We start from the raw sequence: 19,155 nt of genomic DNA on the forward strand, positions 1-19,155 counted from the left end.
GACCGTCATGAACCGACTGATTTCCTTCGCGATCGGCTTTTTCATCCTGCTGGCCGTGGTCTCGTCCATGCTGTTCGTGGTCGACCAGCGCCAGTACGCCGTGGTGTTCGCCTTCGGCCAGATCAAGGAAGTGGTGCGTGAGCCCGGGCTGCATTTCAAGCTGCCACCTCCTTTCCAGAACGTGGTGTTCATGGACCGCCGCCTGCAGACCATCGACGTCGCCGCCAACGAGCGTTTCCTGACCGCCGAGAAGAAGAGCATGGTGGTGGACTGGTTCGTCAAATGGCGCATCACCGATCCGCGCAAGTTCTTCGTTGCCTTCGGCGGCAACCTGCGCGGCGCGCAGGACCGCATGACGCAGCGCATCGACTCGGTGGCGCGCGAAGAATTCGGCAAGCGCACCGTCGCCGACGTGGTCGCCGGCGAGCGCGAGCAGGTGATGCAGGCCATCCGCAACGGCATGAGCGAGTACGCCAAGTCGGTCGGTGTCGAGATCCTCGACGTGCGCCTGAAGCGCGTCGACCTGCTGCCGGCCATCAGCGAATCGGTGTATCGCCGCATGGAGGCCGAGCGCAAGCGCGTGGCCAACGAGCTGCGCTCCACCGGCGCCGCCGAGGGCGAGAAGATCCGCGCCGACGCCGACCGCCAGCGCGAAGTGGTGCTGGCCGAGGCCTATCGCGACGCGCAAAAGATCAAGGGCGAGGGCGATGCCAAGGCGTCGCAGATCTATGGTGAGGCGTTCGGCCGCGATCCGCAGTTTGCGCAGTTCTGGCGCAGCATGGAGGCCTACCGCAACACCTTCCGCGACAAGCGCGACGTGCTGGTGCTGGAGCCCAATTCCGAGTTCTTCCGCTACATGCGCTCCAGCGGCGGCGGCGCCGCGGGCGCGGCCGCCGGCAATGGCGGAGGCAAGCGCTAGCACCGTCGCTTGTCCGTGTGGCGAATTGACGAAACCCCGGCTTGCCGGGGTTTTGTCCGGCTGGAGCCGTCGCCGCGGAGTGATGGCGCGGGCGCGCGGTGCCCGCACCCTGGTTTTGCCGGGCGAGCCCGGTCCCTGCAGGCGCTGCGCCGGCAGGCAACTGAATGACTGAGAAGAGATTCACCATGTCCAACCATTGGCTGCTGCCAGAAAACATTGCCGACGTGCTGCCGTCGGAAGCGCGCAAGATCGAAGAGCTGCGCCGCCGCATGCTGGACCTGTTCCGCACCTACGGCTACGAGCTGGTGATGCCGCCGATGCTGGAATACCTCGAGTCGCTGCTGACCGGTACCGGCCATGACCTCGACCTGCGCACGCTCAAGCTGGTCGACCAGCTGTCGGGCCGCACCATGGGGCTGCGCGCCGATATCACGCCGCAGGTGGCGCGCATCGATGCCCACCTGCTGAACCGGCCGGGCGTGACCCGGCTGTGCTATGCGGGCAACGTGCTGCACGCGCGCCCGGCGGGTTTCCACGCCACCCGCGAGCCGATCCAGGTCGGTGCCGAAATCTACGGCCATGCCGGCCTGGAAGCCGACGTCGAGATCCAGGAACTGATGCTGGCCGCGCTGACCGCGGCGGGCCTGTCGGATATCCGTATCGACCTGTGCCACGCGGGCATCCTCGAAGCGTTGCTGGCCGGCCTGCCGTCGATCCGCAAGATCGAGGACGCATTGTTTGCCGCGCTCGAAACCAAGGACGTGCCGGCCCTGCGCGAGCTGACCGCCGGCATGCCGCAGACCGAGCGCGACGCGCTGCTGGCGCTGCCGACGCTGTACGGCGGCGTCGAGGTCATCGAGCGCGCCCGCGCGACGCTGCCGGCCAGCCCGGCGATCGGCCGCGCGCTGGATGAGCTGGCGGCGCTGGCGGTGCAGGTGCGCGGCGCCAGCGTCAATATCGACCTGTCGGATTTGCGCGGCTACCACTACCACAGTGGCGTGATGTTCGCGGCGTATGTGGCGGGGTTGCCCAACTACGTGGCGCGCGGCGGCCGCTACGACAAGGTGGGCGAAGCCTTCGGCCGCGCGCGCCCGGCGACGGGTTTCTCGCTGGACCTGCGTGAAGTGGCGGCGCTGTCACCCGTCGAGGTGCGTGCCTTGGCCATTTTTGCGCCCTGGGATGCGGACCCGGCACTTCGTGCCGCGATCGCCGCGCTGCGTGCCAGCGGCGAGATCGTGATCCAGTCGTTGCCCGGCCACACCCATGAGCTCGACGAATTCAACTGCGACCGCCAACTGGTACGCAAGGACGCCGGCTGGGCCGTGGTGCCGCGCTGACGCATCGGCGCCGCGGCGGGCCAAAAACCCGGAATCGCCCGGCAACAAGAGTAGAATACGTTTTTAACCTATTGACCAAAGCAATATGTCCGCATCCGCAGTAGGCCAGGGACGCAATGTCGTCGTGATCGGCACCCAGTGGGGTGACGAAGGCAAAGGAAAAATCGTCGATTGGCTTACCGACCATGCAAAGGGCGTGGTGCGGTTCCAGGGTGGCCACAACGCCGGCCACACGCTGATCATCGGCGGCAAGAAGACCATTCTGCGGCTGATCCCCTCGGGCATCATGCGCGCCGGCACGGTCTGCTACATCGGCAACGGTGTGGTGCTGTCGCCCGAAGCTTTGTTCCGTGAAATCGAAGAACTCGAAGGCGCCGGCCTGCAGGTGCAGAACCGCCTGCGCATTTCCGAGGCGGCCACGCTGATCCTGCCGTACCACGTCGCCATCGACAAGGCGCGCGAAGCGCGCCGCGGCGCCGCCAAGATCGGCACCACCGGTCGCGGCATCGGCCCGGCCTATGAAGACAAGGTGGCACGCCGCGCGCTGCGCGTGCAGGACCTGTTCGATCCGCAGCAGTTCGCCGAACGCCTGCGCGAGAACCTGGACTATCACAACTTCATGCTGACCCAGTACCTGGGCGCCGAAGCCGTGGACTTCCAGCAGACCCTGGACGAGGCGCTGGCCTACGCGCCGCGCCTGGCGCCGATGGTCGCCGATGTCTCGGCCGAGCTGTACGCGGTCAACGCCGCCGGCGGCAACCTGATGTTCGAAGGTGCGCAAGGCACGCTGCTCGACGTCGACCACGGCACCTATCCGTTCGTCACCTCGAGCAACTGCGTGGCGGGTGCGGCAGCAGCGGGCGCGGGCGTGGGCCCGGGCCGCCTGAACTACATCCTCGGCATCACCAAGGCCTATTGCACCCGCGTGGGCGCCGGCCCGTTCCCGAGCGAGCTGTACGACAACGACAACCCCTCGCGCCAGGATCCGGTCGGCGTGCGCCTGGCCAACGTCGGCAAGGAATTCGGCTCGGTCACCGGCCGTCCGCGCCGCACCGGCTGGCTCGATGCGGCCGCGCTCAAGCGCTCGGTGCAGATCAACGGCGTGTCGGGCCTGTGCATGACCAAGCTGGACGTGCTCGACGGCCTCGAAAGCATCAAGCTGTGCGTGGGCTACACGCTCGACGGCAAGACCGTCGACATGCTGCCGCGCGGCTCCGATGCGGTGGCGCGCTGCGAGCCGGTCTACGAGGAATTCCCGGGCTGGAACGAGTCGACCTTCGGCGTCAAGGCGTGGGACGCGCTGCCCGAGCAGGCCCGTGTCTACCTGAAGCGCGTGGAAGAGGTGGTCGGCATCCCGATCGACATGATCTCGACCGGCCCGGACCGCGACGAGACCATCCTGCTGCGCCATCCGTACAAGGCCTGAGCGCCTGCGCAGTCCCAGCAGGGCCGCCGCGCCACGAGCGCCGCGGCCCGCCAGAAAATAAATCGGCCCGCGCAAGCGGGCCGAGCCATATCGGTCAACCGACCGGACGATATCACGAGCAAAACGATGAACCTGCCTACCAACGATGACGAGAACCTGTGGGTCTCCTGGGACGAATACCATCGCCTGATCGCACGCCTGTCGCTGAACGTGCATGAGTCGGGCTGGAAGTTCGACAAGATCCTGTGCCTCGCGCGCGGCGGGCTGCGCGTGGGTGACCAGATGTCGCGCATCTTCGACGTGCCGCTGGCGATCCTGGCCACCAGCAGCTACCGCGAGGCCGCCGGCACGCAGCAGGGCGAACTCGACATCGCGCAGTACATCACCATGACCCGGGGCGAGCTGAGCGGCAAGATCCTGCTGGTCGACGACCTGGTCGACTCGGGCATCACGCTGGAACGCGTGGGCCGCCACATCAAGGAGCGCTATCCGGCGGTGACCGAAGTGCGCTCGGCGGTGCTGTGGTACAAGGCGTGCTCCAAGGTGGAGCCGGACTACCACGTCACCTTCCTGGAGTCGAACCCCTGGATCCACCAGCCGTTCGAAGAGTACGACACGCTGCGCCCGCACAACCTCGCCGCGTGGCTCAAGCGCGGCAAGCGCGCCAGCCTGCTGGACGACGGCGCGCGCGACTGAGCGCGCCCGGCTCAGTAGCCCACCGTGAAGCGCTGGCGCGAATGCGCCGGCTGCTCGATTTCATCGAGCATCGCGATGGCATAGTCTTCCATCGAGATCCAGCTCTTGCCTGCTGCGTCGCTCAGCAGGGCTTCCTGGCCAATGCGGAACTGGCCGGTGCGCTCGCCCGGCTCGAACAGCGCGGACGGCGACAGGAAGGTCCAGTCGATCTGCGGCTCGCTGCGCAGCGCGTTCAGGAAGTCGCGCCCGGCCAGCGCCTCGGCCTTGTAGGCGTCGGGAAAATTCGGGGTGTCGACCAGCTGCACGCCCGGCGCGACATGGAGGCTGCCGGCACCGCCCACCACCAGCAGCCGCGGCACGCCCGCCTGGCGCACCGCCGTGGTCACCTGCTGCGCGTTCAGCTGCGCGAAGCGCGCGGTGCTGATGACGACATCATGGCCGGCGAGGGCGGCGCTCAGGGCCGCGCTGTCGGTCGCATCCACATCCTTGCCGGTCACCCCTGCACGCGCGGGCAGGCGGCTGGCCTGCCGCGCGATGGCGGTCACCTGGTGGCCGCGGCGCACGGCTTCGTCAGTCAGGCGCATGCCAACGCGGCCGGTGGCTCCAATGATGGCGATCTTCATGGTCACTCCTTGGTTCAGTCGGTTGATATGAAACTGATGTGGTTACACATCAGGGTAAAAAAAATCAGCGCTTGCGGCGCTGGCTGCCGCGCTCGACATCGGCAAGCATGCCGGCGATGGTGATGCCGGCCAGGGTCTGGTCCATGGCCGCCTGCGCGCGGTCGGCGACCTTGCGCAGCGCACCGGTGATCTCGCGCCCGACCAGGCAGGCCGGATTGGGCGCACTCTGGTGCAGCGTGATCAGCGCGGTGGTTTCGACCGCGCGGAATACCTCCAGCAGCGTGATCGACGCCGCCGGACGCGCCAGCGTGGCGCCGCCGGTGCTGCCCATGGTGGTGGCCACCAGGCCCGCTTCAGCCAGCTGGCCGACCAGGCGCCGGATCAGCGCCGGATTGGTGCCGACGCTGCCGGCAATCAGCGACGACGGCACCGGTTCTGCCGAACTGGCCAGCAAGGTAAGGATATGGACGGCTACGGCGAACCGGCTGCTTGTGCTCATGGTGTCGGGTGCGATGTGAAACCATGGTAGTTACACATTGAGATGCGGTCAAGCGTCGGCATGAAGCGGTGGCGGCGAAATGGTTTGCACTGGCCGCAGAATGCCGGAATCGCCACTGAAGCTGTTACACTCCCCGACATTGCCGTAACCTTGTGGTGCGGCTGCCGCGCGGGGTACGGTGCGCGGTTTCACGGACGGGAAAAAACCCGTACGCTCGCAGGTATGACATCGCGGCAGTGCCGCCAAGCAAGGAGTGCAAGTTGCCGGATCTGATGCGCGAAACAGGCGTCAAAAACAAAAAACCCGCAGGGCTCGAAAGCGCTGCGGGTTTCCCGGTAATTTGGTGCCCAGGAGAGGACTCGAACCTCCACAGTGTTGCCACCGCTAGGACCTGAACCTAGTGCGTCTACCAATTCCGCCACCTGGGCAGGTGTCGAAACAACCGAAGCGCTCATTATAGAGAGCGCGAGAATTTTGTCAAATAGTTTCCAGAAAAAATTGAATCAGAATAACTATCCGATCCCCAGCCGGGAAGAAATCCTGGGCGTGCTGAGAACGTCGGGATCCCCCCAGTCGGCAGGCGATATCGCCAAGGCGCTGGCCGTCACGCGCAAGGAGCATGACGGCTTCCAGAAGCGCCTCGCCGCGATGGAGCGCGACGGCCAGATCGAACTCAACCGCAAGGGCCGCTATGAGCTGGCGCACCAGCCCAACTTCGTCACCGGCCGGGTGCAGGGCCATCGCGACGGCTTCGGCTTCCTGATCCGCGACGACGGCGAGGACGATATCTTCCTGCCCGAGCGCGAGCTGCAGAAGGCCATGCACAACGACCGCGCGCAGGTGCGCGTGGTGGGCTACGACCGGCGCGGCCGCCCCGAAGGGCAGATCGTCGAGATCATCGAGCGCGCCAACCGCTTTGTCATCGGCCGCCTGCTCAGCGAGGGCGGCGTGCTGGTGGTGGCGCCGGAAGACAAGCGCATCAGCCAGGACATCCTGATCCCGCCCAAGGCGCAGGGCAAGGCGCGGGTGGGGCAGGTGGTCAGCGTCGAGCTGACCGAATTCCCCGACCGCTACGTGCAGCCGGTGGGCCGCGTGGTCGAAGTGCTCGGCGAGATCGACGATCCCGGCATGGAGATCGAGATCGCGGTGCGCAAGTACGGCGTGCCGCACCAGTTTTCGCCGGCCGCCGCGCAGGAAGCCGCCGGGCTGCCCGATGAGGTGCGCCAGGCCGACCTGGACCACCGCATCGACCTGCGCGACATCCCGCTGGTCACCATCGACGGCGAAGACGCGCGCGACTTCGACGACGCGGTCTATTGCGAGCCGGTCAAGATCGGCCGCGCCAAGGGCTGGCGCCTGATCGTGGCGATCGCCGACGTGTCGCACTACGTGCGTCCGGGCACGCCGCTCGATGCCGATGCGCTCGACCGCGCCACCTCGGTGTATTTCCCGCGGCGCGTGATCCCGATGCTGCCCGAGAAGCTGTCCAACGGGCTGTGCTCGCTCAATCCGCACGTCGACCGGCTGTGCATGGTGTGCGATGCCGTGATTACCGCCAAGGGCGAGCTCAAGGGCTACCAGTTCTATCCGGCGGTGATGCATTCGACCGCACGGCTGACCTACAACGAGGTCTGGTCGGTGCTGTCCAACACCAAGGGCCCCGAGGCGCACAAGCGCAGCGAGCTGGTGCCGCACCTGCAGAACCTGTACGAGCTGTTCCAGGTCCTGCTCAAGGCGCGGCGCGCGCGTGGCGCGATCGATTTCGACACCACCGAGACCTATATCGTCTGCAATGCGCAGGGCAAGATCGAGCAGATCCTGCCGCGCACGCGCAACGATGCGCACCGGCTGATCGAGGAATGCATGCTGACCGCCAACGTGTGCGCGGCCGATTTCCTCGAACGCTTCAAGCACCCGGCGCTGTACCGCATCCACGCCGGCCCCAGCGACGAGAAGCTGAAGAACCTGCGTGACTTCCTGCGTACCGCCGGCCTGTCGCTGGGCGGCGGCGACAAGCCGCAGGCGTCGGACTACGCCGAGGTGATGGACAAGATCAAGTCCCGCCCCGACGCGCCGATGCTGCAGACCATGCTGCTGCGCTCGATGCAGCAGGCGGTGTACAGCCCCGACAATATCGGCCACTTCGGTCTGGCGTACGAGGCCTACGCGCACTTCACCAGCCCGATCCGCCGCTACCCCGACCTGCTGGTGCACCGCGCGATCAAGGCCGTGCTGGCGCACACCAAGTACCAGCCGGCCTTTGCCCACGGCACCGAGCTGAACACCGCGATCTCGCCGAAGGCGCGCCGGCTGCAGGCCAAGGACGCCGAGCAGAAGGCCGAGCTGACCGCGGCGCGCGCGCGCCGCAACGAGGCCATCTGGGACGAGCTGGGCCTGCACTGCTCGGCCAACGAGCGCCGTGCCGACGAGGCCTCGCGCGATGTCGAGGCCTGGCTCAAGTGCTACTTCATGCGCGACAAGCTGGGCAGCGAGTATGCCGGCACCGTCAGCGCCGTGACCTCGTTCGGCATCTTCGTGCAGCTCGACGAGCTGTATGTGGAGGGCCTGGTGCACGTGACCGAGCTGGGCAGCGACTACTTCCAGTACGACGAGGCCCGCAACGAGCTGCGCGGCGAGCGCACCGGCATCCGCTACCGGCTTACTGACCGCGTGCGGGTGCAGGTGTCGCGCGTCGACCTGGATGCACGCAAGATCGATTTCCGCCTGGTGCAGGAGCCCTCGGCGAAAACCCTGCGCGCGCGCGCGACGGGAGGCGAGGCCCAGCCGCGCGTGCCTGCCGCCCATGCGGTGCCGGCGCGCAAGAAGGGCCGCCAGCTGGCGGCGCTGCTGGGCGGCTCGTCCAAGCCGGAAGAATCGTTCGACGAGACGCTGGACCGCGTGATCGAAGAGCAGCCGGTGTTCGAGGCGGTGATCACGCCGCTCAAGCCGCATGTGAAGACCGGCAAGCCCGGCAAGCGCGCGGCCAAGCCCAAGCCGGCGCACCTGGAAAAGCCGCGCAAGCCGGCCTCCAAGGCGCGTGCGGGCAAGCCGGCTGGCAAGACCGCCGCCAAGCGCACGCCGCGCAAGCACTAGCCGGTTGCCGTCCGGCCGCCGCCTCCGCCCACGCGGGGACGGCGGCCGGGCGGGTACAATCGCGCCCATGGCTAAACAAAAACTCCTGATCGGCTTCCACGCCGTGACTGCGCGCCTGCGGCAAGATCCCAAGGGCGTGTCCGACATCTACATCGAATCCGCCCGCCGCGACCGGCGCATGCAGGACTTCGTGCGCCTGGCCGAAAGCCTGGGCGTGCGCCTGCATCCGGTCGATGCCGAGCGCCTGCGCGGCATGGCCGGCACCGACCGCCACCAGGGCGTGGTGGCGCGTGCCGAGGACGTGGCACTGGCGCTGAACCTGGACGAGCTGCTGGATGGCATCGAAGGCACGCCGCTGCTGCTGGTGCTGGACGGCGTCACCGACCCGCACAACCTGGGCGCCTGCCTGCGCGTGGCCGACGGTGCCGGCGCGCACGCCGTGATCGCGCCCAAGGACCGCAGCGTCGGCCTGAACGCCACGGTGGCCAAGGTCGCCAGCGGCGCGGCCGAAACCGTGCCCTATATCACCGTGACCAACCTGGCCCGCACCCTGCGCGAACTGCAGGAGCGCGGCATCTGGGTGATCGGCACCGCCGACGGCACCGAGAAGTCGCTGTACGACATCGATTTCAAGGGACCGACCGCGATCGTGATGGGCGCCGAAGGCGAGGGCATGCGCCGCCTGACGCGCGAAACCTGTGACGAGCTGGTCGGCATCCCGATGGCGGGCGGCGTCGAAAGCCTGAACGTATCGGTGGCCAGCGGCGTGTGCCTGTACGAGGCCGTGCGCCAGCGGCGCCTGCCGCGCTGAGGCCATGGCCGACGATTCCCGTTTGCCGGCACTCGCGGGGCTCGAGGAAGCGCGTCGGCTGATCGACGGCGCCAGCAACATCTTCGTGCTGACCGGCGCCGGTATTTCGGCCGAGTCCGGCGTGCCGACCTTCCGCGACGCCATGACCGGGCTGTGGGAGCAGTTCGATCCGGAAGAGCTGGCCAGCGAGGCCGCCTACCGCCGCCAGCCGGCGCTGGTGTGGCAGTGGTACCAGCACCGGCGCGAACTGGTGGCGGCGGTGGACCCTAACCCGGCGCACTATGCGCTGGTGGCGCTGGCCGCGCACAAGCCGGTCACGCTGGTGACGCAGAACGTCGACGGCCTGCACCAGCGCGCCGGCAGCACCGGCGTGATCGAACTGCACGGCAACCTGTTCGCCAACAAGTGGCTGGATGGCTGCGGCCGCTGCAGCGAGGCCACCGCGCTGCCCGGCCTGCCGCCGCGCTGCAGCCTGTGCGGCGCGCTGATGCGGCCGGGGGTGGTGTGGTTCGGCGAAGACCTGCCGCGGGTGGCGCGCTACCGCGCCGAGCATGCGGCGCAAACCTGCGACCTGTGCCTGGTGGTCGGCACCTCGGGGCTGGTGTACCCGGCGGCGGGGCTGCCGGGGGTGGCGCGCGAGCATGGCGCGCCGGTGATCGTGGTCAATCCGCAGCCGTCGGCGCTCGACCAGACCGCGGACATCGTGCTGTCGGCCGCGGCGGGCGCCTGCCTGCCGCTGCTGTGGCCGCAGCCGGCGCCAGCGGCCGGCTGAAGCGCGGGGCCGCGCGCCGGCGCGCGGCGTTCCTTATTGCTGCGCCAGCCCGGCGATCAGCTTCTCCAGCTTGACCGCATCCGCGGCAAACAGGCGGATGCCTTCGGCCAGCTTCTCTGTCGCCATCGCGTCTTCGTTGAGCTGCCAGCGGAACGACGGCTCGTCCGCGGTGATGCGGGCGATATTGGCCGCCTGGGCCTGGTCCACCGACAGCTTGTGCGCCACCGGGCCCTGGCCGCCGGCCAGTTGCTCGAGCAGCTCCGGGCTGATGGTCAGCAGGTCGCAGCCGGCCAGCGACAGGATCTGCGCGGTGCTGCGGAAGCTGGCGCCCATCACCTCGGTGGGGTAGCCGAACTTCTTGTAGTAATCGTAGATCTGGCGCACCGAGCGCACCCCGGGGTCGTTGTCGCCGCCGTTGGCGGCAGCGTCCCATTGCTCGCCGGCCTGCTTCTTGTACCAGTCGAAGATGCGGCCGACGAACGGCGAGATCAGCTGCGCGCCGGCCTCGGCGCAGGCGACTGCCTGCACCAGCGAGAACAGCAGCGTCATATTGCAGCGGATGCCGTCGCGCTGCAGGATCTCGGCGGCGCGGATGCCTTCCCAGGTGGAGGCGATCTTGATCAGCACGCGCTCGCGCGCGATGCCGCGCTGCTCGTACAGCTGGATCAGGTGGCGCGCCTTGTTCACCGTGGCGGTGGTGTCGAACGACAGGCGCGCATCGACCTCGGTCGAGACCCGGCCCGGCACGATCGCCAGGATCTCCAGGCCAAACGCGATCAGCACTTCGTCCATCACCGCGTCGACGCCGCCGTTGCCGTGGTGGTCTTGCACCGCACGTTCCAGCAGGTGGCGGTATTCGGGTTTCTGCACCGCCTTCAGTATCAGCGACGGATTGGTGGTCGCGTCCTGCGGCGTGTACTGCTTCATCAGCTGGAAGTCGCCGGTATCGGCCACCACCGTGGTGAACTGCCTGAGTTGTTCGAGCTGGTTCATGGTCGCTTGTCGTCTGCTTGAGCGTCTGCAAAAAAGCGTTCGCGGGCTGTGAGCGGCGCGTGCGGCACCGGTGCGGTCCATTGTACCTGCGCTGCCACGCTGGCCCGCGATCCGCTCCCGCAATCCGCTACACTACGCGTTTCCCTCCAACGCAATCTGGCTGTTGTCATGACTCAGGATGAACTCAAGGCGCTGGTCGCGCAAGCCGCCGCCGACTACGTCAAGCAGGAAGTGCCCGAAGGGGCCGTGCTCGGCGTGGGCACCGGCTCCACCGCCAACCTTTTCATTGATGCCGTGGCGGCGTTCAAGGAGCGCTTCGCGGGTGCGGTGTCGAGCTCCGAGGCTTCCACGCGGCGCCTGCAGCAGCATGGCTTCAAGGTGCTGGACCTGAACGAGGTCGACGAGATCCCGGTGTATGTCGACGGCGCCGACGAGATCGATGCCAGCGGCGCCATGGTCAAGGGCGGCGGCGGCGCGCTTACGCGCGAAAAGATCGTCGCCTCGGTGGCCCGGCGCTTTGTCTGCATTGCCGACGGCAGCAAGCTGGTGCAGACCATGGGCACCTTCCCGCTGCCGGTCGAGGTGGTGCCGATGGCACGTGCCGCGGTGGCGCGCAAGCTGCAGGCCCTGGGCGGGCAGCCGCGCCTGCGCATGACCAAGGAAGGCGGCATCTACAAGACCGACAACGGCAATGTGATCCTCGATGTGGCCGGGCTGAAGATCGACGATCCGCGCGGCCTGGAGCAGACCATCAACCAGGTGCCCGGCGTGGTCACGGTGGGCCTGTTCGCGCTGCGCGGCGCGGATGTGCTGCTGCTCGGCACCGGCGACGGTGTGCAGCGCACGGACTACTGAGCGCAGGTCCGGCGCCGGCGTCTGCTATCAAGCAAAATGGGGTGCCTCAGGCACCCCATTTTTATTTGCTGCGAGCCCGGGTCAGGACTGCGGCGGCACGTAGCCCTGGGCCTGGTCGGCGCCTTCGCCGAAGAAGTATTTCTCGGTCTGCTTGAGCAGGTACTGGCGCGCCCGCGCATCGGCCATGTTCAGGCGGTTTTCGTTGATCAGCATGGTCTGGTGCTTGAGCCAGCCGGCCCAGGCTTCCTTGGACACGTTTTGCCAGATCTTCTTGCCCAGTTCGCCGGGCAGCGGCGGGAAGTCGAGACCTTCGGCTTCCTTGTTCAGCTTGATGCAATGGACCGTGCGGGCCATGGGGACTCCTTGCAATGTTCGTGAGAGCTTCGGCGCTGGCGCTATTGTAGCCAAGCGGGGCGGCCGGCCGCGGCGCGGCGGCGATTGTCCCTACGCCGTCACAGCTTTTTCATCAGCACCATCGACTTGCGCTGCCAGTTGTAGAGCTTGCGCTTGTCCTCGGGCAGGTCGTCGACCGTGGCGTGGACGAAACCGCGCTTGAGGAACCAGTGCTCAGTGCGGGTGGTGAGCACGAACAGCCGCTCCAGCCCGAGCGCGCGGGCGCGGCGCTCGATGCGCTTGAGCAGGCGCTCGCCGTCGCCGGTGCCTTGGGCCTCGGGCGACACCGTCAGGCACGCCATCTCGCCCATGTTCTCGCGCGGATAGTCGTACAGCGCGGCACAGCCGAACAGCACGCCGTCATGCTCGATCACCGAGAAGTTGGCGATATCGCGCTCGATCAGGTGGCGCCCGCGCGGCACCAGCGTGCCGTCCTGCTCCAGCGGCGCGATCAGTTGCACGATGCCGCCGACGTCGTCGAGCGTGGCCTCGCGCAGGCTTTCCAGGTCGGTGTCGGACAGCATGGTGCCGACGCCGTCGTGCAGGAACAGTTCCAGCAGCACCGCACCATCGAGCGAGTAGGGGATCAGGTGCGCGCGCGGCACGCCGCCCTTGAGCGCCTTGACCAGGTGCTGCAGGTAGTTGGCCACGTCGGGCGGCAGGTGGTTGTTCTGCAGCCGCTCTACCGCGGTGCGCAGCGACATTTCCTGCATCATCTTGCCGACCGGGTCGGGCACGCCGGGCACCTCGGTGATGAAGATCAGCTTGTCGGCCTTGAGCGCGGTGGCGGTGGCGCTGGCCACGTCTTCCATCGACAGGTTGAAGGCCTGGCCGGTGGGCGAGAAGCCCAGCGGCGACAGCAGCACCACCTTGCCGTGCGACAGCGACATGCGCACCGATTCGGCGTCGATCTTGCGCACCAGCCCGGTGTGCTGGTAGTCGGTGCCGTTGACGATGCCGACCGGGCGCGCGGTGACGAAGTTGCCCGAGATCACCGACAGCTGGGCGCCGGCCATCGGCGTGTTGGGCAGGCCCTGGCTGAACGCGGCCTCGATGTCCAGGCGCAGTTCGCCGGCGGCTTCCTTGGCGCATTCGAGCGCGGCGTTGTCGGTGACGCGCACGCCGTCGACGAACTGGGACTCGACATGGCGCAGCGCCAGCTGTTCTTCCACCTGCGGGCGCGAGCCGTGCACCAGCACGATCTGCATGCCCATCGCGTGCAGCAGCGCGACGTCGTTGACCAGCGCATTCAGCACGCCCGACTTGACCAGTTCGCCGGCGAAGGCGATCACGAAGGTCTTGCCGCGGAAGGCATGGATATACGGCGCCACCATGCGCAGCCAGTCGACGAACTGCTGGTGGTCGGGGCCGCTGCGATCGGGGTCGGCCGTGACCGGCACGGGGGAGGTCGGGGCGGGGGCGGGGAGTTCGGCCGCGGCGGGCGGCTCCGCCTGCGCCGGCGCGGCTGGGGCGTTGGGAGCAGCGGAAGCGGCGGCGGGCGCCGTCTGCGGCGCGTCGGTTCTGGCGTTCATGCCGCGGATTATAATCCCGGCCAATGTCAGAACAACGCCCCGTCAAGCCCAAACCACCGGCGGCGCCGCGCCAGCGCGCCGGTGCCGGCCAGCCTGCTTCCTCCACCCAGTCCCGTCCGGCGCCCGGCCCGGCCAGGCCGGCCGGGGCGCGGCCCGCCGCCGAGGGCGGCCAGCGCCAGCCTCGCGGCGCACGCCCGCCGCGGCCCCCGCGCCCGGTCAACCCGCTGCCGCCGATCACCTTCCCCGAGGCGCTGCCGGTATCGGCCCGCCGCGACGAGATCGCCGCGGCGCTGCTGGCCAACCAGGTGGTGATCGTTTCCGGCGAGACCGGCTCCGGCAAGACCACGCAGCTGCCCAAGATCTGCCTGTCGATCGGGCGCGGCCCCGGCCGCGGTCCGGGGCCAATGAGTGGGGGGCTGATCGGCCACACCCAGCCGCGCCGCATCGCCGCCACCTCTACCGCCAAGCGCATCGCCCAGGAACTCGGCACGCCGCTGGGCGAGCACGTGGGCTACCAGGTGCGCTTCAACGACACCATGTCGCCGGGCGCGTCGGTCAAGCTGATGACCGACGGCATCCTGCTGGCCGAAACCCAGAACGACCCGCTGCTGCGCGCCTACGACACGCTGATCATCGACGAGGCGCACGAGCGCAGCCTCAACATCGATTTCCTGATCGGCTACCTGCGCCAGATCCTGCCCAGGCGGCCGGACCTGAAGGTGATCATCACCTCGGCCACCATCGACGCGCAGCGCTTTGCCCAGCATTTCGCCACGGGCGACAAGCCGGCGCCGGTAATCGAGGTCAGCGGCCGGCTGTATCCGGTCGAGGTGCGCTACCGTCCGATCGCCGACGACGCGCCCGCCGCCGGCGCGCCGCGCAGCCCGCAGGCGCGCGAGCGCGACCTGTACGACGGCATCGTCGATGCCGTCGACGAGCTGTGCCGCGCCGGCCCCGGCGACGTGCTGGTGTTCCTGCCCGGCGAGCGCGAGATCCGCGAGGCCGCCGAGGCGCTGCGCAAGCACCACCCGCCGCATACCGAGATCCTGCCGCTGTTCGCGCGGCTGTCGGTGCAGGAGCAGGAGCGGGTGTTCAAGCCGTCGAACGCGCGCCGCATCGTGCTGGCGACCAACGTCGCCGAGACCTCGCTGACAGTGCCGGGCATCCGCTACGTGGTCGATACCGGGCTGGCGCGCGTCAAGCGCTATTCGTACCGCAACAAGGTCGAGCAGCTGCAGGTCGAGGCGATCTCGCAGGCCGCCGCCAACCAGCGCGCCGGCCGCTGCGGCCGGGTCGCCAACGGGGTTTGCATCCGGCTGTACGAGGAAGCGGATTTCACTGGCCGGCCGCGCTTTACCGACCCGGAAATCCTGCGCTCGTCGCTGGCCGCGGTGATCCTGCGCATGAAGGCGCTGCGGCTGACCGATATCGAGTCGTTCCCGTTCATCGAGCCGCCGCTGGGCCGCGCGGTCGCCGATGGCTACCAGCTGCTGCAGGAGCTGGGCGCGGTCGACGACGCCAACCAGCTGACCGGCATCGGCCGCCAGCTCGCCAAGCTGCCGCTCGACCCGCGCGTGGCGCGCATGATCCTGGCCGCGCGCGAGCACCAGTGCCTGCGCGAGGTGCTGATCATCGCCAGCGCGCTGTCGGTGCAGGACCCGCGCGACCGTCCCCAGGAAGCGCAGGAAGCCGCCGACCAGGCCCATCGCAAGTTCATGGACGAGAAGTCCGAGTTCCTGGGCTGGGTGCGGCTGTGGAAGTGGTTCGAGGACGCGGTCGCGCACAAGAAGTCCAACCGCCAGCTGCAGGACCAGTGCCGCGCGCACTTCCTGTCGCACCTGCGGTTGCGCGAATGGCGCGACGTGCATTCCCAGCTGCTGACCACGGTGACCGAGCAGGGCTGGCGCCTGAACGACAGCGAGCCGACCTACGAGCAGGTGCACAAGGCGCTGCTGACCGGCCTGCTCGGCAACGTCGGCTGCCGCATCGAGGACGGCGACGGCAAGGGCCGCGAATACCTCGGCGCGCGCGGCATCAAGTTCCACCTGTGGCCGGGCTCGCTGATCGCGCGCAAGGTCGGGCGCTGGATCGTCGCGGCCGAGCTGGTCGAGACCAGCCGGCTGTTCGCGCGCACGCTGGCGCGCATCGAGCCCGAATGGCTGGAACAGGTCGGCCGCCACCTGCTCAAGGTGAGCTGGAGCGATCCGCACTGGGAAAAGAAGGCCGGGCAGGTGCTGGCGCTGGAGCGCGCCACGCTGTACGGGCTGGTGGTCTACCAGCACCGCCGCGTGCATTACGGCCCGATGAACCCGCGCGAGGCGCGCGAGCTGTTTATCCGCCGCGCGCTGGTCGAGGGCGAGTTCGACACGCGCCTGCCGTTCTACTCGCACAACCAGCGCCTGGTGCGCGAGATCGAGAACCTGGAGCACAAGTCGCGGCGCCAGGACGTGCTGGTCGACGACGAGCTGATCTACGCCTTTTACGACCGCGCGATCCCGGCCGACATCTGCCAGCAGGCCGCGTTCGAGCAGTGGTACCAGGCCGAAAGCGCGAACGACCGCAAGCTGCTGTACCTGAACCGCGACGAACTGATGCGGCACGAAGCGGCCGGCATCACCACCGACCTGTTCCCCAAGACCATGACGGTGGCCGGCGTGGACATGGGCCTGACCTACCATTTCGAGCCGGGCAGCCACCGCGACGGCGTGACCCTGGCCGTGCCGCTGTACGCGCTCAACCAGGTGCGGCAGGAGCGCGCCGACTGGCTGGTGCCGGGCATGATCAAGGAAAAGGTGCACCTGCTGCTCAAGTCGCTGCCGCAGAAGCTGCGCCGCCACTGCGTGCCGCTGCCCGACTATGCCGCGGGCTTTGTCGCGCGCCAGCCGTTTGGCGAAGGCGAGCTGCTGGACGTGCTGATCGCCGATATCCGCGAGCAGACCGGCACCATGGTCCGGCGCGCCGACTTCAAGCTGGAAACGCTGCCCGCGCACCACGCGATGAACTTCAAGGTGATCGACGAGCACGGGCGCCAGCTCGACATGGGGCGCAACCTGGCCCAGTTGCGGGCGGAGCTGGGCGGGCAGGCGCAGCAGTCGTTCCAGCGCGTGGCCGCGCAAGCTGCCGCTCAGGCCGCCATTCAGACCGCCACCCAGGCCGCCAACCAGGCCCCCGAACAGGCGCCGGCGCTGGCCGCAGCAGAGCCCGGCAAGTACGAGGGCCTGACCGGCTGGAGCTTCGGCGAGCTGCCGGAGCTGCTCGAGATCCGCAAGGGCAGCCAGACCCTGTTCGGCTATCCGGCGCTGGTCGACCGCGGCACGCATTGCGACGTCGAAGTCTTCGACGACCCGCAGGAAGCGGCGCGCATCCACCACCTGGGGCTGCGCCGGCTGTTCGCGCTGCAGCTGCGCGAGCAGGTCAAGTTCATCGAGAAGAACATCCCGGGCCTGCAGCAGATGGCGATGCAGTACATGGCCCTGGGCACGCAGGAGATGCTGCGCGAGCAGATCGTGATGCTGGCGCTGGAGCGGGCCTGCATGCAGGCGCCGCTGCCGCGCAACGACGCCGAGTTCAATGCCCGCAAGGACGAAGGCCGTACCCGGCTGTCGCTGCTGGCTCAGGAAATTGCGCGGCTCACGGGTGCCATCCTTGCCGAATACGCCGGGCTGCCGCGCAAGCTGCTGCAGGCCAAGCCGTTCCCGGCGGCCTACGCCGACATGGAGGCCCAGCTCGGCCGGCTGATGGGCAAGCGCTTTATCGACGACACCCCGTACACGCAGCTGGTCCATTTCCCGCGCTATCTGAAGGGCATCGCCATGCGCGTGGACAAGCTCAAGGGCGATCCGGCTCGCGACAGCCAGCGCATGCAGGAGATGGCGCCGCTGGTGCAGCAGTGGCAGCGCGCCGAGAAGCAGCTGCGCACCCAGGGCCGCGGCGGCGAGGACGCGCGGCTGGAGGAATTCCGCTGGATGCTGGAAGAACTGCGCATTGCGCTGTTCGCCCAGGAGCTGCGCACGCCGGTGCCGATGTCGGTCAAGCGGCTGCAAAAGGTGTGGGAATCGATGCAGCGCTGAGGGCCGCGCGCCGGTACGGCGGTAAATGGTCGTGCCGGCGCAACGATCTGCCAATTTCTTGCCCGCCCGCAGCCGCCACGTCAGCGGAATTAGCCGGCCAAACGTTAGAATCGCCGATTCAGTTCTTCTGGTAGCGGGTCTTATGTTCGCATTGCGGCGGTGGGTGGCTGGTGGGATCACGGTGGGCGCGTTGGCGCTGGGCCTGATGGCGGTCCCGGCCTGGGCGGAGGTGGTGGTGATCCTCAATTCGGGTGATGCCACCGTCACGCTGATCGACAAGGACACGCAGAAGGTGCTCGAGACCTTCCCGATCGGCAAGGAGCCCCACCACCTGATCGCCACGCCCGACGACAAATCGCTGATCGTCGCCAATGCGGTCGGCAACGACCTGGTCTTCCTCGACCCGGTCACGGGCAAGGTCCAGCAGCGCGTGCCCAATATCGACGACCCGTACCAGATCGGCTTCTCGCCCGACCAGAAGTGGTTTGTCGCGACCGGCAACCGGCTCGACCGCGTCGACGTGTACCGCTGGGACGGCAAGGCGCTGAAGCTGGCCAAGCAATATCCGCTGGCCAAGACCCCCAGCCACATCGCGTTCACCGCCGACAGCCGCATCGCCTTCATCACGCTGCAGGATTCCAACGAAGTGGCGGCCATCGACCTGGTCACGCAGAACGTGATGTGGCGCATGGAAACCGGTTCGGCGCCGGCGGGGATCTGGGTCACGCCGGACCAGAAATACCTGCTGGTCGGCATGACCGGGGCCGACTACGTGGCCGTGATCGACTGGCGCACCCGCACCGTGGTCAAGCAGATCCAGACCGGCAAGGGCGCGCACAACTTCCGCGCCGTGGGCGACCGGCGCCACCTGTTCCTCAGCAACCGCGTCACCGGCAGCATCAGCATCATCGACCAGCAGACGCTGAGCAAGGTCGGCGACATCACCGGCCTGCCGCCGGGCCCGGACGACATGGAGCTGACGGCCGACGGCAAGACCCTGTGGGTGACCTTCCGCTGGGCGCGCTCGGTCGGGCTGGTCGACGTGGCCAGCCGCAGGCTGGTCAAGACCGTGCGGGTCGGGCGCTCGCCGCACGGCATCTATTTCCGCACGCGCGCGCCGCTGTACTGACGCAAAC

Annotated in this window: 15 protein-coding genes and 1 tRNA gene; 10 read left to right on the forward strand and 6 right to left on the reverse strand. The window is 68.2% G+C overall.

Going from position 1 to position 19,155, the window contains the following annotated elements:
• The first annotated feature begins 7 nt into the window (after positions 1 to 7).
• From hflC to LIN44_RS07860, 4 genes are all read left to right on the forward strand, one after another.
• Positions 8 to 919, forward strand: a complete 912-nt coding sequence (hflC, locus tag LIN44_RS07845; RefSeq protein WP_227314212.1) for a protease modulator HflC — start codon at positions 8 to 10, stop codon at positions 917 to 919.
• Positions 920 to 1,104: 185 nt separating this feature from the next.
• Positions 1,105 to 2,256: an ATP phosphoribosyltransferase regulatory subunit gene (locus tag LIN44_RS07850; RefSeq protein ID WP_227314361.1), complete on the forward strand. Its 1,152-nt coding sequence runs from the start codon at positions 1,105 to 1,107 to the stop codon at positions 2,254 to 2,256.
• Positions 2,257 to 2,341: 85 nt separating this feature from the next.
• Complete coding sequence (locus tag LIN44_RS07855) at positions 2,342 to 3,682, forward strand: adenylosuccinate synthase (RefSeq protein WP_227314213.1); 1,341 nt, start codon at positions 2,342 to 2,344, stop codon at positions 3,680 to 3,682.
• Between the two features lie 126 nt (positions 3,683 to 3,808).
• On the forward strand, positions 3,809 to 4,378 hold the full coding sequence (locus tag LIN44_RS07860) for a phosphoribosyltransferase (protein WP_227314214.1): 570 nt from the start codon (positions 3,809 to 3,811) through the stop codon (positions 4,376 to 4,378).
• Positions 4,379 to 4,389: 11 nt separating this feature from the next.
• Here the strand turns inward: LIN44_RS07860 and LIN44_RS07865 are convergent, their stop codons facing one another.
• The 3 genes from LIN44_RS07865 to LIN44_RS07875 all read right to left on the reverse strand — a co-directional run bounded on the left by LIN44_RS07865 (position 4,390) and on the right by LIN44_RS07875 (position 5,928).
• The gene (locus tag LIN44_RS07865; RefSeq protein ID WP_227314215.1) at positions 4,390 to 5,001 is read right to left on the reverse strand and encodes an NAD(P)-dependent oxidoreductase; all 612 of its coding nucleotides are present in this window, start codon (positions 4,999 to 5,001) and stop codon (positions 4,390 to 4,392) included.
• Between the two features lie 64 nt (positions 5,002 to 5,065).
• A complete protein-coding gene (locus tag LIN44_RS07870) occupies positions 5,066 to 5,500 on the reverse strand; it encodes an Rrf2 family transcriptional regulator (RefSeq protein ID WP_227314216.1) in 435 nt (144 codons plus the stop codon).
• A gap of 341 nt (positions 5,501 to 5,841) precedes the next feature.
• Positions 5,842 to 5,928 (reverse strand) — tRNA-Leu (locus tag LIN44_RS07875).
• Positions 5,929 to 5,998: 70 nt separating this feature from the next.
• Between LIN44_RS07875 and rnr the strand changes: the two genes are divergently transcribed.
• The 3 genes from rnr to LIN44_RS07890 all read left to right on the forward strand — a co-directional run bounded on the left by rnr (position 5,999) and on the right by LIN44_RS07890 (position 10,176).
• Positions 5,999 to 8,593 carry a ribonuclease R gene (rnr, locus tag LIN44_RS07880; protein WP_227314217.1) on the forward strand — a complete coding sequence of 865 codons (2,595 nt, stop codon included), beginning with the start codon at positions 5,999 to 6,001 and terminating at the stop codon, positions 8,591 to 8,593.
• A 67-nt stretch (positions 8,594 to 8,660) separates the two neighbouring features.
• Positions 8,661 to 9,404, forward strand: coding sequence for a 23S rRNA (guanosine(2251)-2'-O)-methyltransferase RlmB (gene rlmB / locus LIN44_RS07885; protein WP_012353149.1), 744 nt, complete (start codon positions 8,661 to 8,663; stop codon positions 9,402 to 9,404).
• A gap of 4 nt (positions 9,405 to 9,408) precedes the next feature.
• The gene (locus LIN44_RS07890) at positions 9,409 to 10,176 is read left to right on the forward strand and encodes an NAD-dependent deacylase (protein ID WP_227314218.1); all 768 of its coding nucleotides are present in this window, start codon (positions 9,409 to 9,411) and stop codon (positions 10,174 to 10,176) included.
• Positions 10,177 to 10,209: 33 nt separating this feature from the next.
• On the opposite strand, the gene tal is transcribed toward LIN44_RS07890, so the two are convergent.
• Positions 10,210 to 11,169, reverse strand: a complete 960-nt coding sequence (gene tal / locus LIN44_RS07895; RefSeq protein WP_227314219.1) for a transaldolase — start codon at positions 11,167 to 11,169, stop codon at positions 10,210 to 10,212.
• A gap of 168 nt (positions 11,170 to 11,337) precedes the next feature.
• Here tal and rpiA point away from each other — a divergent pair, with 168 nt between their 5' ends.
• A complete protein-coding gene (gene rpiA, locus LIN44_RS07900; protein ID WP_018007758.1) occupies positions 11,338 to 12,024 on the forward strand; it encodes a ribose-5-phosphate isomerase RpiA in 687 nt (228 codons plus the stop codon).
• An 81-nt stretch (positions 12,025 to 12,105) separates the two neighbouring features.
• On the opposite strand, the gene LIN44_RS07905 is transcribed toward rpiA, so the two are convergent.
• Together LIN44_RS07905 and argA are read right to left on the reverse strand one after the other, a co-directional pair.
• Positions 12,106 to 12,378, reverse strand: coding sequence for an oxidative damage protection protein (locus LIN44_RS07905; protein ID WP_018007757.1), 273 nt, complete (start codon positions 12,376 to 12,378; stop codon positions 12,106 to 12,108).
• Positions 12,379 to 12,476: 98 nt separating this feature from the next.
• Positions 12,477 to 13,949: an amino-acid N-acetyltransferase gene (gene argA, locus LIN44_RS07910; RefSeq protein WP_227314220.1), complete on the reverse strand. Its 1,473-nt coding sequence runs from the start codon at positions 13,947 to 13,949 to the stop codon at positions 12,477 to 12,479.
• Between the two features lie 23 nt (positions 13,950 to 13,972).
• Between argA and hrpA the strand changes: the two genes are divergently transcribed.
• On the forward strand, positions 13,973 to 18,019 hold the full coding sequence (gene hrpA, locus LIN44_RS07915; protein ID WP_227314221.1) for an ATP-dependent RNA helicase HrpA: 4,047 nt from the start codon (positions 13,973 to 13,975) through the stop codon (positions 18,017 to 18,019).
• Between the two features lie 142 nt (positions 18,020 to 18,161).
• Positions 18,162 to 19,148 (forward strand): beta-propeller fold lactonase family protein, encoded by a 987-nt coding sequence (locus LIN44_RS07920; protein WP_227314222.1) that lies wholly within the window; start codon positions 18,162 to 18,164, stop codon positions 19,146 to 19,148.
• Positions 19,149 to 19,155: the final 7 nt, after the last annotated feature.

Source organism: Cupriavidus sp. MP-37, assembly GCF_020618415.1.
Classification (GTDB): Bacteria; Pseudomonadota; Gammaproteobacteria; order Burkholderiales; family Burkholderiaceae; genus Cupriavidus.

Bases quoted from the DNA above. Each gene is read 5' to 3' on its own strand.
- hflC (WP_227314212.1), top strand. From the start codon at position 8: ATGAACCGACTGATTTCCTTCGCGATCGGCTTTTTCATCCTGCTGGCC.
- LIN44_RS07850 (WP_227314361.1), top strand. From the start codon at position 1,105: ATGTCCAACCATTGGCTGCTGCCAGAAAACATTGCCGACGTGCTGCCG.
- LIN44_RS07855 (WP_227314213.1), top strand. From the start codon at position 2,342: ATGTCCGCATCCGCAGTAGGCCAGGGACGCAATGTCGTCGTGATCGGC.
- LIN44_RS07860 (WP_227314214.1), top strand. From the start codon at position 3,809: ATGAACCTGCCTACCAACGATGACGAGAACCTGTGGGTCTCCTGGGAC.
- LIN44_RS07865 (WP_227314215.1), bottom strand. From the start codon at position 5,001: ATGAAGATCGCCATCATTGGAGCCACCGGCCGCGTTGGCATGCGCCTG.
- LIN44_RS07870 (WP_227314216.1), bottom strand. From the start codon at position 5,500: ATGAGCACAAGCAGCCGGTTCGCCGTAGCCGTCCATATCCTTACCTTG.
- rlmB (WP_012353149.1), top strand. From the start codon at position 8,661: ATGGCTAAACAAAAACTCCTGATCGGCTTCCACGCCGTGACTGCGCGC.
- LIN44_RS07890 (WP_227314218.1), top strand. From the start codon at position 9,409: ATGGCCGACGATTCCCGTTTGCCGGCACTCGCGGGGCTCGAGGAAGCG.
- tal (WP_227314219.1), bottom strand. From the start codon at position 11,169: ATGAACCAGCTCGAACAACTCAGGCAGTTCACCACGGTGGTGGCCGAT.
- rpiA (WP_018007758.1), top strand. From the start codon at position 11,338: ATGACTCAGGATGAACTCAAGGCGCTGGTCGCGCAAGCCGCCGCCGAC.
- LIN44_RS07905 (WP_018007757.1), bottom strand. From the start codon at position 12,378: ATGGCCCGCACGGTCCATTGCATCAAGCTGAACAAGGAAGCCGAAGGT.
- argA (WP_227314220.1), bottom strand. From the start codon at position 13,949: ATGAACGCCAGAACCGACGCGCCGCAGACGGCGCCCGCCGCCGCTTCC.
- hrpA (WP_227314221.1), top strand. From the start codon at position 13,973: ATGTCAGAACAACGCCCCGTCAAGCCCAAACCACCGGCGGCGCCGCGC.
- LIN44_RS07920 (WP_227314222.1), top strand. From the start codon at position 18,162: ATGTTCGCATTGCGGCGGTGGGTGGCTGGTGGGATCACGGTGGGCGCG.